This window comes from Novipirellula sp. (genome assembly GCF_041583735.1).
GTDB lineage: Bacteria > Planctomycetota > Planctomycetia > Pirellulales > Pirellulaceae > Novipirellula.
This window is the reverse complement of the sequence record NZ_JBFHFD010000135.1, coordinates 1-16,015: the sequence shown is the minus strand read 5'-3', so window position 1 is coordinate 16,015 and position 16,015 is coordinate 1. Positions and strand designations below refer to the sequence as shown.

Below are 16,015 nucleotides of genomic sequence, written 5' to 3'. Positions count from 1 at the left end.
TGCATCATTGAACAAACCATTGGTTGGCTGAAGGAGTGTCGTCGTGTCGCCACTCGCTATGAGAAGCTCGCACGAAACTTTCTTGCAATGGTGAAACTATCGATGATCGGTCGCTATCTTCGAATCATCGCCCCATGGAATCCCGCAATTTAAGGTTTTCAGACAGAGCCTAGCAGTTGCCCTCATTGTAAGGCCAAAATGATGAGCAATCATCGCGCACGACGTAGGTTAGAAGTCTAGCCAACTTCTGCCGTTGCTCTTCTGTGAAGTTAGGTTCGTCCAATCGGGTGGCGTTTGACTTTCGGTAAATATCTCGCTCCTCGTTAACCAACTGCTTTATTCGTGACATTTCTGGATCTGCATCCGTGATCCAGCGAACCAAGGACGCGAGCGTTTCCGTTTCATCATGTTTCAGTGACGCGAAATTTAAAAACATTAGCGATTTCCCAAGAATGCCCTCCCTTTGTACAGACTTCCAAGTTGCGTAAAAATTAACCAGCCATGGTGCAACAAAATCAACAAGAAAATCAAGTTGCCTCTCAACTGACCATTGGCGAAAATCTGGATTAACCTTGACGAATGGCCATCGAAGTGATTCAGTAAGCAAATGTCGCCTAAAGGAGAGTAAAGTGTCATCCAGTCGCCGAAAGGTCACAATTACGTGGGCTCGGTATCTCTGCAAATACTCCACGTTTCCTTCCGTGCCTAGCGTGTGCTGCTGAACAACCAAGTCGACATTGCCTTTGGTAATTAGGCTAGGACGATACAAGTCAAATTCGCAGCCACCGGGAAGATCGGAAATATGCCCCCATTCAGAATCAAAATACTCTGCCAGCTTTTTCGATAAATAGGTGCTGCCGGACTTAGGCATTGCTGCGATGAATACAAACTTGCGATCGCTGGAAGACGAAACAACTCGTGATTCGGCTTGATCCAATAGCCCACTTATATCGCGACAAAGCAAGATACGGATTGAGTTTCTTAAATCTTTTAGCATTACGAACTTGTATATTGTAGTGCCTTGTCCGATGCCGAAGTGACGGATTGGCCAGGGAAAACGAGTCGGCGGACTTGGTCCCAAGTCCCTCTCGCGAAAAAATAGGTAATGATAATATAAAGTAACGCCCCCACACAGATTGAGATGCACAGACCGTTGTCAATCATGCCCACGAATTGAGATTGAATTAACGCGGCGACAATGCTGCACATCATCGCAGAAAAGAGCAGAAGCACTAAGTCAGTAAGAAGCCTTAAGTAACTCATAGTTTCGATCAAGCGACTAACTAGATAGACATTGCAGAAAAAGAGTGGTATTGATGCAACGGCGTAGGACACAGCAACACCAACCGCTCCAAACTGAATGCCAGCAATAAAGCTAGCTATACGCAACAGCGAAACAAGGACAGAGAGTTTTAGCATTAGGTCAGGTCTTCCTTTCGCTAAAAACACTTGTCCGGCAGTGCTTCCAACCGACTGGATTGCGCCGATGAACGCAAGGATCTGTATAAGAGGTACCGCAGGAAGCCATTTCTCACCCAGGACAACGACAACTAAAGGTGTGGCTAAAAAGGCCAGCATCGCCATCATGGGGAATGTTACTAATGCAATTGCGTTGCAAGTTCTTCGATAAATGTCGGCAAGTCGCGTTTCATCTGTAACAGTGGCCAGCATTGGAAACAGCACTCTTGTAACGACTGCAGTGACCGAATCACGAGGCAGTAACATCAGCTTGTAGGCCAATGAGTAGTAGCCCAACGCGATGGGGCCCAAAAATATGCCGATTATCAAGTTGTCGGCGTTACGAGAAAAATAGTTAAATATATTGAAACCTGTCAAATTCAGACCGAACTTCAAACACGCTTGTAACCGCGCAGTATCCAGAGTGAAACGCGGACGAAATGATTCAACGATATTCAACAACACAAGATTCGCGATAGTCATCGCTAAAGAAGCGAGCACCAACGACCACACTCCCAATCCTGCTAATGCACAACCAACACCTGTAATTCCCGACGCCGCGACGCCACCAATTTCGCGAATTGCAAGCTTTTTGAATTCCAGACGTTTCTGCAGTAGTGCCGACGGAATAGTTGCAAACGAATTCAGAAGAATATTAAGGGAGAGAACTGCAACAATCGGGGTCACTCGAACATCTTGATATACCCAGGCAACCAACGGTGAGGCTGCCATTAGGAACGCCGTAATCAAACAACAAAACCCGAGATTCACCCAAAACAAGGTTGAAAGCAGTGCGTGATCTACGTCATCCCTCTGGATGATGGCGGCATTAAAGCCGAGATTTTTAAGGGTGCTGGCAAAGCCAGTAACTACAGTCGCCATGCCGATCAGCCCAAAATACTCCGGCGCGAGCAGACGAGCGAGCAACAGTGAGACGGCGAACTGAACCGCTTGGGCACCGTACTTCGACGCTGCACTCCAACGCACCGCGCTCACCGCACACGGTTCTGATTTTGACTGGTCGCTCATTTTTTCAGTAAGTTAGCTAAAAACTGCTGGTTGTTTTGCCAATTGGTTCGCATACAGGTTTGTGTTTATTTGCCGAACCAAAGCAGTCGCCTCAATTGTTCGAACGTGAATAGCAAAATACGCTCAATAATCTAGGCACTGCGATACATCGCACGAAAGTGATACTAAAGCGATAATGTTCAATTCATAAGACGCTGCAGCTTGCGCGGACTCCGTCCACTTGGGTGACAGTAGGAACTTGAAAACCGTTCGCGTCAAAATGTAGTGGGATAAATGCTTGAAGCCTATCTTGCGGACGATGAGGTTACGAAACGGCGTCCAAGGGACTGGTTGCGACGCGACGTGTACGCACCGACTCGATCACGTGGTCCATGCGACCAAAGGGAACGCGGTCAAGCATTCGTCCGAGCCGACGCTCGGTTTTGCCGACATTGACGTAGTGCCGAAACTTACTCTTCACGGGCACGCGTTTGACGCGTGGTTGCTGCGGGTCGATTTCCCAGGGATGAATGTAGAACATCGCCGGACGACCTTCGCGGCGCACCGCCTTGATCGCTTTGAGCGTCAACGACAATGGGAACAACCGAAAGTAGCCGCCACCGATCGGGATTGACATTCGGCCTTTGGTCCACGCCGACGGCGGGAACTCGCAGATCGTGCCGTGTGCGGTCGTCAAATCATGGATCTCTTTTTGGGCATCGGGCATGCCATAGCGATCGTGACCGCTGATCGGAAAAATACTGCTGTCGACCGTGAATCCATTCTCGGCCAACACGTCGAGCGCCCAGAGTGATTTTTCGGTGATCGAAAAACTCGGCGCTCGGTACGCGGTGACCTCGATGCCACAAGCGTTGGCGATCGCATCGCGGCTGTCGTTGATGTCTTTGGCGAATGCTTCGGGGGTCAGCTCGTAGACCAATTGGTGCCAATAGCCGTGCGAGGCGATTTCGTGACCGGCGGTGGCGATCCGTTTGACCAATTCGGGATAGCGTTCGGCGACCCAGCCGAGGATGAAGAAGGTGCCGCGGACTTGATGCGTGTCGAACAGTGAGAGTAGCCGATCGGTATTGGCTTCGACCCGGCACTCGTGATCGTCCCACGTCGAACGGCAAACGCGATCGCTGAAGGCGGAGACATGGAAATAGTCTTCGACGTCAACCGTCAGGGCGTTTGGAATATGTTCGGAAAGGGGCATCATGTAGTGCAGGCTGCTAGCCTGCGAATCCGTGGGGTAGGCTTGCAGCCTGCCGTCGGTCGGGGGTTGTTTTGGGGGATCTTTAAGACGTTGTGATCGCGGAGCGATCAACGACGATGAATGTGGGATAGGCTTCTAGCCTGTCATCGGTCAGGGGTTATTGCCGGAGGGATCTTTAGCAAGATCCACTACGGGGTTTGTCGATGATGGAGGGGACGGACGAAACTCTTCGCGAGTCTCGCTACCTGTCGCGGCTCAATGAGAGCGGAGCGAACTGTGGGGCAGGGGAAGGATTGGCAAAAAAATGGGGGGCAAAAAGATAAACGGAAAGGGAAGTAGCGAATGGATGTGGGATAGGCTGCCAGCCTGTCGTCGGTCCGGGGTTGTTGCTTGAGGGAACTTTAGCAAGATCCAAGACGTTGTGATCGCGGAGCGATCAACGACGATGGATGTGGGGTAGGCTTGTAGCCTGCCATCGGTCGAGGACTGTTGCCAAGGGGATCTTTAGCAAGATCCACTACGGGGTTTGGTGATGAAGGGGGTGGAATAGAAAATCGTTGTGATCGCGGAGCGATCAACGACACTGGGGGCGATCAACGACTTTACTTGGGGCGGCGGCGTGGGGGGGAATCGGGGTGAAGCGAGATCCGTTTGCTGGTGGCGGCGTAAACCAGTTCTCGATCGGCTTTGGATTCGGACCAATGGGAATCGTCACCTCCATCGTAACAGACGCCATCGAAACAATCGGTCGAATCAAGCCGCTCTCGCAGCACGTCGCGGCGACACAGTCCCATCATCTTCATGACCACTTCGCCCTTGACCCCCACCATCCGCAGTGCGGTGGCAGCCATCATTCGCAAGTCCAACCACCAGCTGGCTTCTTCGATGTAACGCAGATCGAGAATCTGTTTGCGTCGTACGTCGTCGATTGTTTCATCGGGCGGCAAATTGACTTGCGCCAATCCCGTGACGCCTGGTTTGACGGTATTGCGGTGGTAGTAGTTATCAATCTGCTCGGCCAATGACTCACAGATTTCGGGACGCTCGGGACGAGGACCGACCAGCGACATTTCGCCCGAGGCAACGTTCCACAATTGAGGCAACTCGTCGAGATGTAACTTACGTAGGATTTTGCCGAGCCAGGTCACACGACTGTCGTGCCTGACGCACCAGACGGGCTGCCCCGGTTTCTCGGCGTTTTTGACCATCGAGCGAAGCTTGATGATTTCAAAAGTCTTGCCGTTCAGTCCGACACGGGTTTGACGGTAGAGACCGGGACCGGGAGAGGTCAGTTTGACCAGAAAAATCAAAACGAGCACTAAGGGCGAGGTCAACACCAACAAGACGCCACCCAGACACCGATCAAACGCGTACTTGCGACGAAGAAACATAGCATGACTCTCTGGCATTGGAAATTGCGATTCGTCATGGACCGGGCGATGGGCTTCATCGCGTCGTCTCCCCAACGAACCGTTCGTACATGGCACGGAGTTGTCGGCATTGCGACGCCGAAAAAGTTGCATTGAACTCATTACTGAATCACTCGCTCGACCGAGGGTAGAAACGCTTCGAGAAAATCGCGACAAGGACGCTGCGATTCGTTGCCGACCGGGCCGGCGACTTGAATTTTGTAAAGACTTTCGGTCATCCAGACCCGCGGGTACTTGCTGGCGGCAAACGCACCACCGTCACTCCACCCGTACCACACATCAAGACTCGCATCCGCCTCTGCACGTTGTGCAAACTGTGCCGACCACATACGATGCTCCTCCTGCGAGGTTGTAATTTTTTCGACTCGCGTCTGCCCCACTTGCTTGGTTCCCGCCGAGCTGTAACAAACTTCGGGGGTATGCACGGCAATCGGACCCCGTGGACCAAACAGGACTGCGACAGTGACCATCGCATTGTTTTTTTCGTTGTGATACAGCCGGACTTGCGATCCGTAGCAACGCAACATTTTCGCAGCGCCCTCATCGAGGGGCGTTGATTCGGTCAACACCCAATCGCCCATTCGCTCGGGTAACTCGGCGAGTTGATCACCTTGAGCTCGCAAATCAATCGGACGTGACCAGCGACCATCCAAATAACCATGCACCACACCCGATAACAGTGTCAATGCGACCGCGATGGCAACCGGAATTCGGCGACTTGCGATCCCCGCAGCAGCACCAGAGCCCTTGTCCGCGATTGGGCCTTTGCTGGCAGCCCTAGCATCGATATTGGGATTCTTTGTCTTCATAAACCGAAATCCTGTTTCATCGTGGCCAGTTTTTCCTGTTCGTTCGCGGTCAGCCCAGCAAGATCAAGCTTTTCCAAATCGAGCGACTTCCAAGCTTGCTCTGCTTCAGCTTGCTTGCCTTGCTCGACCAGAGCAACGATCAAGTGGAATTGGAAACGTGGTTCGCTTGACATTGCAATCGCTTGTTCAAAGATCCCGCTTGCTTCACTGAGACGCCCCGCTTTCAGCAGTACGACTCCCTTGGTATCGAGCAATTCAGGATTCTCTCCGGCAAGCTTGATGGCGTCATTGATTGGATCGAGCCCTTCGGCAGCTCGTCCCGGTGTTTCGGATAGCGCCATCGCCAAGTTGTTGAGAGCGAGGATACGCAAAGGATCCAGACGCTGAACTTTTCGGTACAAGGTGATCGCCTCGTCAAGTCGACCTTGCTGCATACGCAAAGTGGCAACGCTCTCGACTAAGGCAGGGTTGTCACCAAACATCGACAACGCATTCTCAATCAGTTCCTGATCACGTGTTGACTCGGTTGCATCGGATCGATGAAGCATTGACTTCATAAATAGCGTGGCTGAAAGAACATCGGAGTGTTTTTTGAAATGTTCAGCACAAACCTCAATGCTTTGCTTGGCCCGGTCGGCTTGATTGAGTGCGACGACATAGTTGAGCAAGGTTTCATCTTTAATTTCATAGGCGCGTTTGAACCATTGCACTCCCTCTTCGGTAAACCCTAGTTTGAGCAGAGTGCCCCCCGCAATTGACGCCACACTAACCTCTTCAAGCATGCCAACCTCGAAGGCACGATCTGCCCATGATTTAACCAACTGTGGCGAAGTGGCTTGTTCCCCCATTTTTCCTGCATAACGGACACTAATTTCCAAAGCTGCAAGCGTGCCCTCTTTCATCGACTCCAACTGCTTGAGCAGATTTTCAACCTTGGGCAAATCCGGCTCTTGACCATGGTCGAGTAGAAACGTTGCGTAACGATACAGGTCTGTAACCTTTGCGTTACTTTTTTGCACGAGCGATTCATAAATCGACCGCAATTCATCGAACCAACGATCACGAAGCTCAACTTGATTTTCAGGAAGGGCTTCGGCGCGTTTTACCAATAGTTCAGCAAGAAACCTCGCTGCATCATCGCTTTGACTGTTCTGCTCCTTAACAAGTTCTCGCAGCATCTGTGAAGCTTTAGACTGCTGCTGTTCGTCTCCTTGAGCCCCCAACAATACCGCGTACAGCAAACGGTTGCTGGCCGTCACATTCACTGACGAGGACAGCAACGCTGACAGTTCGTTCCAGTCTACACTGGCTCCGTCACGTGCAGCGATCGCACGCGCCAACTCGTTTCGCAGTTCGGCGTTCTCGGGGCTGCGACTTTGTGCCGTCCGCAGCGATGCGATTGCGTCGTCTTCGCGATTCAGTTTGCGGTACAACTGCACCAGCGCCAATTGTGTTTGCAATGACGGACGAAGATTATCGGCCTCCTTCAACAAAGGCAGTGCCGCTTCGAAATCCTCGATTGCTACAAATGATTGGGCCTTTAGCATCAACTTCGTGAATTCGTCGAGCGAACTGCTATCGATCCGCGTAATCTCATCTTGAATGCCTTGTTTGTCACCTCGAGCCAGGTGCAGCCGAAGGCGAGCGGAAAAGATGCTTGATTCGTCGGTCTCGGCAAGTTTCTCGGCGGTTGCAATCGCCTTGCTGGCTTGATCCAACAATTCATCCCGCTGCGTTTCCTCTTTGGATTCCGACGCAGCGACCGTCGCGGTCATACAAAGCACCAGATGGCTGAGGTAATCGTCCGGACGCTCGGCAACCGCAGCCTCGGCGACCGCCAAACTGCGATTAAAATCGCCCTGACGCTGAGCGAGCTGGATCTTGGTGGTGGCATATTTATCGACATCGGCCTCGGTGGCAAACGAGGTCAGCCGCAACTCCTCTTCCGCTTCGGCCTCGCGATTTAGCCGGATCAACTGTTCGAACAACAGTTGCCGTGTTTGCAATCGCCGGTCCCCCGCCTCGATCCCACGACGCAGTCGCTCGACCGCTTGTTCGGATCGGTTTTCGATCGCCAACAGCCAACCTTCCAACGAAATTGCCTCCCCCCAACGCGGACGCCACGAGAGGATTTCCCGCAATAACGTACGTGCCTCATTCAGGCGACGATCATCGCGGTCGATTTCATTGGGGTCGCTTCGCAATTGATCGATCAGTCGTGTGATCCTCAAGAAACGCCAGTACGATCCGGTCTCGCCTTCTTGTTTACGGAGCTGCTCTTCCCAAAACAGCGACAATTCATCGGGGGTGAGCCGATTGTTTCCGGTCGTCAAAAGTGACGAATCTTCGGGTAATCCTTTCGCGAGCCCCGCCAATGCGTGAGTAATGGACAGCGAACGGCGATCTTCGGGGATTTTGCGAAGCGATTCGTAGGCAAGTTCGGGATCGTTTGCGCGAGCGGCAAACTCGGCGGCCAGCATCCGCAGCGAATCGATCGTCGCTTCGTCGCTTGGGGTGGGTTCACTTTCCGCCGGAGTGATCAACTCAACTTGCGTCAGCAATCGTTTACTGGCCGCAAGGGGGTCTCCTTTGGACGCTTCGATGCGAGCCTGGACAATCGCCACGGGGGTCGCGGCGAAGCCAACGATCTCCTGCAGCCGCTCCACGGCTTGCTTGGCTTCCTCGTCGCGTCCCGCTTCCGCTAAACGCTCGGCGGCAAAGGCTTGGATGGTGGCGTCGGTGGTGTGCTTGGTGGCCAGATTTGCGACGCCGTCGGCCATTTCGGTCGATCGCAAATGCTCTTCGGCGGCGACACCGGTAATCGGCAGCGAGACCTCCAGCACATCCAAGCGGCGGATGGCGCGAGCGAGTTCATCGCGAGCCATAACATCGAGCGTGGTTTGGTCGGTGGATGCTTCGAGCTTTTGTAATTGGTCGCGGATCCGTTTGACCTTTGACCGCACGCCACTGAAATCACGTTGCTCAGGTGGTAGTCGCAATTGATAGTTAAATTGCCCTTCAACGCTAGCGATCTGCATCGCAGGTGAAGCGGATAGCCCTGCCATTCGCCACTGCTCGACCGCTTGCAATCGATTTCCCGCCCGGGTCCAAGCCTCAGCTGCTTGCGCTCGAAGCGGGGCGTTGCCCGGATCGAGATCGACCCCTTTTTGCAACACGGCTGCCGCTTGATCCCAGACCCCTTCCGCCGTATAAAGTGAGGCCAGCTGAGTCGCCACCGCGACTTTTTCGTTGATACTGGCATCACTTGATGCGTCCAACGCATGTTGATACATCCTGATAGCATCGACCGTGTCACCGCGACGTGCTGCTATCATTGCGTCCATCACTTCCAATCGCCATGCAGCCATGGTGATTCGTCGACCGACTGCGGTTCGCTGCGCGGGGGACATTTGACTGACCGTTGCCCGGGTCAATGCAGTGGAAGCGGTGGAGATCGCCTTGCGAAATTCGTCTACCACTGCATTGGCACGCACGGAAAGATCTTCGTCCTGGGTCAGCACCGTCGCGAGCGAACCTAGCAAGTCAAGACTATTCGAATTACCTTGCTCAAGCCCCGCATGCCAGATCTCAATTGCCTGCTCGGAATCTCCTTGCATCAGACTCAAGCGTCCTGCGGAGACAAACACGGTTTCGCGTGTGGATGCCGGCACATCGGCTAGTCTTAGTGCCATTAGCCGGTCGTACCACTTAGCCGCCAAGACGGCGTCATCGTCGGCAACGGTAATCGCCGCTTGTAACAACAAAACGTAGTCCCAATAGGCCGCGGAAACTTGATCGACACCCTTGGACGATCCTTCGCCCGCATGATTATCCGTAGGACCAGTTCCGGAGGATTCTTCGTTGGCAATAGCATCGATCGAAGCTTGCTCTTGAGTTAGTCGCTTGGACGCCAGTGCGGCAGCAGCACGAAGACGCTTGTTGGCTTGTGCCTCGTTGCCACGATGCAGATCAATTTGGACCCGAATCAATTGCGAACGGCTATCATCGTTATCTTGAATCGGCTGTACCACCGCATCGACACGGTCACGAAGCACGCGATCTAGCAACGCTTGATCGGATTCGTCTTTGCCCGATTCGTCCGTAGCGTCTGGCTTGGCAAACAAATCGGGCGACGTTTGAGCTGCGTTGACAAACCTGGCAATTAAGTCGAGATCGGTGGAATTTGCTTTCAGGGCAATCGCCAGCACTTCGCCTACATGCTGCTGCGACAACCACAACCAATAGTCTTGTTCGCGTTCGTATTTGTCATGCGGACGCTGTTGATACATCGACTCATTGACCTGCCCATCAAGTGCAAGTGCTAGCCAACGCGTCGCGTCGGGATCACCAATGGCAGCTTCCAACAAAATGACTTGCCGCTCGGCTTCGCGATACCAGGGACCACCCAATTGTAACAATCGCTTGATCAACCGACTGCGTAGATCGCGTATCGTTGGATCATCCTCTTCCGTAATCCCAAGTCGAGCAATCGACGTGCTTAGCTGCTTGCGAGCTTGATCGATTGCTCTACCACGCAATTCGGGTTTTGCAAAGTTCGCTCCATTGTCCGCAGCAACGGCGGCACGGACGATCGCTTCGTGATCATTCGGCGCTAGCAAGGAATAACGGCTGAGCCACTTGACTTGAGCAGGGAAGTCGTTGTCCTTGGCGGCAGCATCGGCGCGATATAAAAACGTCGAGGCCGCTTGATTGGAGTGATAAAGGTAGGAAACAACCGAGATGACTAATACCACTACGGCAACCGCAATTGTGACGCTCAGCAGACGGACGTTCCAATGCCAATGGAACCGCCGCTGTTGGATCTTTTCCTCCAGCCGGATCTCCGCAATGGTTTTCTGCGGCGGATCCTCTGCGGATCGCGTGGTGGCTTGTTCGTTAATGACTTTGACAACCTTTGGCATAGCAATGGCCCCCTGATGGAGATCTCGGGAACTATTTATTAGTGATTTTCAACCGAGCTGTTTTTTCTAGCGGAGCGGCGCGAGCCGCCCGGTGAATTCTGGTTATCACGAGCCTCGCGACTAACGCCTTCGGCTCACAATGGATCCGAAGCGGCTGAGCCGTGGGCCGTAAGGCACCGGGTATCACACAAGACCCGGCCGCTTACGCGATCACGGCTCACAAGGCACGGTTTAGGCGTCGGCTTCGCCGGCGATCGCGTAGTGGTAGCTTCCGTATCGATAGGCGTACTGACCGGCCGTCACCCCGCTAAAGACCGTTCCGGCAACCGCGGCACCGGAGGCTTCGAGCCGCCGCATCGAACGATTCACGTTCTCCATCCGGCTGACGTCACGCATCACACATAACAGCGTGGAATCGACCGACGATGCCACCGCCAGCGACTCGGACGCCGACAACACCGGTGCGGTGTCGATCACGACAAAGCTGTATTTATCGAGTGCGCGGTCGACAAAGTCTCGCATTGACGACTCGCTGATCAAACGATGCGGACTGCGGTCCAGCCGGCCTGCGGGCAACACGTGCAGCAAGCTGCCCAAACTTTTGTCGATGGCCTGGTCAAGTGTTGCCTCATTGGCCAACACCCCACTAAGACCGGGGCCCATCTCGAGCCCAAAAATTTCATGCTGGTCGGGATAACGCAAATCGGCATCGACCAACAACACGGTTTGATCGGTCGCCTTGGCGATCGACAGCGCCAATTGAGACGCAACGCTGCTCTTGCCTTCCCCCGACATACTGCTGACGACCGCGATCGAACGTGTGTGCTTTGTTTCGAGCGACAGAAACAGATTGGCGCGCAGAGCATCGACACTCTCTTCAAAGACACGCCGTCCCTTCCCATTGCGAGCCCCCACGGGCAACTGAGCAATCTCGCCGACCACAGGTGCCAGCGATTGGCTGCGATCGACCGCCGCACTATCGGTCAAACGTTGAACACGCAATTCCCACAGCAATCCAATCAGAAATGGAATCATAAAGGCACCGCCCGAGACCGCGATTAATTTTTTTGTCGGCACCGATTCAAGAGGAATCCTCGGAGGGGTTGCAGGAGCCAATGTCTGAACCGAGCCACCCTGTTGCTTTTCCGTTCGAATCGCGGCTGCCCGTATCTTCAACTTACCCAGAACATCCATCGCGATCTGCTTTTCATCGATCGCTAACTGCAGATCCGCAGTCGCTCCGCCAAACTGCTCTAAACGCGAACGCTCTTCGTCATATTGCTTTTGAAGGACATTCAGCTGAGTAACAAGCCCCTCATACTCCTTCCTCTCATCGGCGTATCGTTTCTGCAACCCTCGCTGCCATTCGGCGCGAGCCGCCTCGACTCTCGATTCACGCTGGGCTTCAAACCCTTCTTTCAAAGCCTCAACTCTCGCCTTCGCTGCTATCTTTTGACGCTCGTATTCGGCGTCGGCTCGCTCGTTGAGCACCGCAACGGCACGCTCGCGAGCTTCCGCCTTGAGCGAATCCAACTTGCCAATCCACTCATCGCGTTTGCCCTGCTGCTCCTCATAATATTCACGCTGCAAGCGATAAACACCGCTATCTTCGAGCTCAAGCAACATGGCTTTGTAATGGGCAATCCGCGAGGTGGCTTCGGCGACCTTGGAATCTTGGCGAATCGCATTCAAAATTTCGTCTTCGGTAGGCGTGTGACGCTCGACCAAGACCTCGGGAACTAACGCCTCTTCCGCAGGAGGAACAAACTCAGGCTCGTCAGCACTACCGGCCGACGCTCGACTCGCATCCGCAATGCCAATTTGAACCCGCAATGCCGAAATCCGCGAACGCAACTCTGACATCAGCGACAGGTTACTCTCATTCTCAAGTGCCGCGACCTTTTGGTCGGGCGCGAAGCCGACGAGTGACTCACTAAGCTTCTGAACACGATGATGCCGCTGCTCCACCTCCTGCTGCCAACGCTGAATCTCAGGCTCAAGCCCCCGCTCTACCTTTACCATTCGCGCCTGGTCAAACGCATCACGCTGACGAAGGTAGGAATCCACCACCGCGTTACAAACCATCGCCGCAGCAACCCCGTCACTGTCCTCGTAGCTTACCAACAAATGACGTCGGTTTCCGCCGCTTGCTACTTTCAAATTCTCGCGAAGATTGACTTCAGCCTTCTCTGGATCAGACAAACTCGGCGCTTTGCGAAGCGCCGGATCCGCAAGCACCGGATCGAGAATAATCGAGTTAAAAAACAACGGCTTTTCCGTCGCAGCAATATCCTCGATTACCGGGATTACATCCTTAAAAACGACCCACTGCGAATTCGCTTCCAACAAATGACTGGCACGATAGGTGGGCACAAAGTTCTTGAACACGCCAAACGCCGCCAAACTTGCCAACACCAACCCGACCGGTACCGCCCATAGCCAGTTGCGGCGGAACGTTACCCACAGGATCCAAGGATCAAACTGCGGCGTCGCCGCGGCACTCGGCCCTGACATCCGTCCACCGGATCGACCACTTCTATTCATACGATTTGCACTGGATTGCATTTGCCTGCCCATTGACAACTTTTAAAAACGACACAAGCACCGGGCGACCCACAGCCGAACCCAATCACTTATGCCAACACAACACCTTGCCAAACGACTGCCGTTCCCATGATCCACAGGGGACTTAGACAGATCGCCCGGCCTAAACTTTGACCGAACTAAGTCCCGTCAATCCCCTGCACGAAATCTCGAGCCGTCATCTGTTCCAAGGGGCGATACAAACGCTCCCAGTACAGCTTGACCAACCACAACAACCCAAACGCCAGAGGTATCATCAGATAACCTGAAATATCGTGGATCTTTGCCTGGCTGACCGTGTCATCAAAAACCTGATAAAGCAGCCCGACCACGGTGATCCGAACCGAGTTGACCAGCACCGCCAAGGGAACTGCCGCTGCGATCAAAACCACACGGTCCAACCAACTGCGACGAACCATTGCAGCCCAGAAAAAGGCAAGTGCGGCTACGCCGATAAATATCCGCAGCCCCGAACAAGCCTCTTCTACCTGCAACTTTAGATCGTTGACCCAAATCACATGCCCTTCACTCACGGCGGGCTGGCCTAAGACACGGAGCATGACGGTACTTAAATCAGTCGCCACCCCTTGTAACTTCCAACTCAACAGACTTTCCGCTTGATAGGGAAGCGGGATCATCAAAAACAGAAACGCGATCGGCGGCAACGCCCATCGCAGTACCGAAAAACCAAAACAGGTCCAAACCACCCCGGCGATCAGCGGCAACAACGACCAAGCGTCAAGAAAGTCGGCGTACACCAACCGGCTTGCAAACCGCATTACCACCGCAAGTGCAATCAGCGACACCCCTGCCCAGCTAACCCGCTGGCTAACACCGGGCAACTGATCCAGCCGATTCCAGCAAAGCAGCATTGCAAGCAGCGGAACCAAGTAGCCGTGCGAATAATCGGGTTCGTTTCGCCAAGTCTGTTCGATCCAAACCAGCGTCGGCCAATAGGCATACAGAAAGGCGAGCGAAAACGCGACCGCGGCGGGCAAGCCGAAACCGACCCACCAAGCACTCGGCGGCTGAACCAAAACCTCGGCAGCCTTCGCCTTGGCGCTGCCCCCTTTGGCGGCGACTGTCGCCGACTCAGGCGTCGTGCGAACTGGCAAATGCTTTCGTTTCCGTCGAGCGGGTTTTGATGCGTTAGCCAAACTTAACCCTCAACACCTGTGAATTGAACCAGCAACACTCGCCTCAATGACCTAGCACCGGGGCCCTCTATCGGCGCGGACTTCGTCCACGTGGGTGACACTCACCCCGCACCACAGAACCAAAAATCTTGTTAAAACTGCCGCTAACCGCGATCAAGCAAAACCAAACCAAACGCCAAACGGGTGGCATTTTGTTCAGCGAGCAGCCTGACCTCAATGGGCGCCGTAGCAAAACTTCGGATACCTGAACATCCTTCAACCTGCACTTGCAACTATACACACCACAGAGGCACGATCAACGGCCCACTAGAGCTACAACCCAAAATTCACGGTAACTCACTTTGCGGCTACGTAAATCAGCAGCAAGCGGTTGAAAACACGCCATAAACCCGAAAAACTGCTCTATTATTGGCAGGACATGCTTCCTAAACCCGAACATTCTTTGGCAATGCGAAGCACTATACACTCCAGAGAACTACATTCCACCGCACTTTAGAAATTAACGCAAATCCGGCGCAAAACCTTGCGGGGGGGTTCCGGTTTCGACAATACGAACGCTAAAAGGTACTCGGATGAACGCAAATATTTTGCGAGTTTCGGTAAGTTCTTCTCAAGGGAGGCGTTTCCCGGGACCAAATCGGCCCTTTCACGTGAAAAACCACACTCTGTGGGGCTAACAACAGAGGACTGCTGTTCTATAGCCCATGCAGGCTATGCGGTTCACCGCGGGGGGCGGAGGAGAGACACGGAGACACGGAGACACGGAGTGGGGAGAACTTGTCCTCCCGATGGGAGGAGGGGCCGCGGGGAGCGGCGGGGGAGGGCTGGTGATGCTGCGATGCAGCCGAGCGATTGTCGCCCCGCTTGCAGCGGAGCGCTCTGTCACCTCTCCCAACGCAGATTGGGAGAGGTCGAGCAGAGCCTTCAGCGATTGCTCGGGTGAGGGCTCGTGCCCCTGTGCTTGCAGCCCAGCGATTGTCGTTGATCGCTCCGCGATCATGACGCACTTCTCGTAGTGGATCTTGCTAAAGATCCCTCTCGCAACAGCCCCGACCGATGACAGGCTGGAAGCCTTTTTATACCCCAGAACTTTTACGAGCTTATCCCGATAGGGATTTCAGCTATTAGCCGGTGGTTTGAGCGCAGCGAACACCACCGGAAAACGAATTACTCCATAATCGTTGACCCTTACAGGGTCAAAACCGCAGTTGAACGTCGGAGTCCGTAGGTGGCGCTTCGCTTACCTACGGCTAATTGCTTCAATCCCTATCGGGATAAGGGCACAATTCGCTCGACATGAGTTGAGCGGGTACAAAAAGGCTGGCAGCCTGTGTTACCCCCAAAAGTCTTCGTGACTTTCGCTACATCAGTTCTTTATTTTCCTGTCAACCATCTTCCTGTAACCTCATCTGCGATTGCCGTTGATCGCTCC

Annotated in this window: 8 protein-coding genes; all 8 read right to left on the bottom strand. The window is 53.7% G+C overall.

The genetic code is table 11. The features are described from left to right. Nucleotides 1-169: 169 nt before the first annotated feature. The 8 genes from ABX962_RS12440 to ABX962_RS12405 all read right to left on the bottom strand — a co-directional run bounded on the left by ABX962_RS12440 (nt 170) and on the right by ABX962_RS12405 (nt 14,541). Nucleotides 170-997: a hypothetical protein gene (locus ABX962_RS12440; RefSeq protein WP_372719822.1), complete on the bottom strand. Its 828-nt coding sequence runs from the start codon at nt 995-997 to the stop codon at nt 170-172. Beyond that, nucleotides 997-2,487 (bottom strand): MOP flippase family protein, encoded by a 1,491-nt coding sequence (locus ABX962_RS12435; RefSeq protein ID WP_372719820.1) that lies wholly within the window; start codon nt 2,485-2,487, stop codon nt 997-999. Before ABX962_RS12435 ends, ABX962_RS12440 begins: the two co-directional genes overlap by 1 nt. A 304-nt stretch (nt 2,488-2,791) precedes the next feature. Further along, entirely contained in the window at nt 2,792-3,685 is an 894-nt protein-coding gene (locus ABX962_RS12430; protein ID WP_372719818.1) for an XrtA system polysaccharide deacetylase, read from the bottom strand. A gap of 599 nt (nt 3,686-4,284) precedes the next feature. Beyond that, a complete protein-coding gene (locus ABX962_RS12425) occupies nt 4,285-5,073 on the bottom strand; it encodes a sugar transferase (RefSeq protein WP_372719816.1) in 789 nt (262 codons plus the stop codon). Nucleotides 5,074-5,213: 140 nt separating this feature from the next. After that, nucleotides 5,214-5,921 carry an exosortase-associated EpsI family protein gene (locus ABX962_RS12420; RefSeq protein WP_372719814.1) on the bottom strand — a complete coding sequence of 236 codons (708 nt, stop codon included), beginning with the start codon at nt 5,919-5,921 and terminating at the stop codon, nt 5,214-5,216. After that, nucleotides 5,918-10,843 carry a hypothetical protein gene (locus ABX962_RS12415; protein ID WP_372719812.1) on the bottom strand — a complete coding sequence of 1,642 codons (4,926 nt, stop codon included), beginning with the start codon at nt 10,841-10,843 and terminating at the stop codon, nt 5,918-5,920. Before ABX962_RS12415 ends, ABX962_RS12420 begins: the two co-directional genes overlap by 4 nt. Nucleotides 10,844-11,074: 231 nt before the next feature. Then, a complete protein-coding gene (locus tag ABX962_RS12410) occupies nt 11,075-13,387 on the bottom strand; it encodes a polysaccharide biosynthesis tyrosine autokinase (RefSeq protein WP_372719810.1) in 2,313 nt (770 codons plus the stop codon). A 179-nt stretch (nt 13,388-13,566) separates the two neighbouring features. Then, a complete protein-coding gene (locus tag ABX962_RS12405; protein WP_372719809.1) occupies nt 13,567-14,541 on the bottom strand; it encodes an exosortase/archaeosortase family protein in 975 nt (324 codons plus the stop codon). Nucleotides 14,542-16,015: the final 1,474 nt, after the last annotated feature.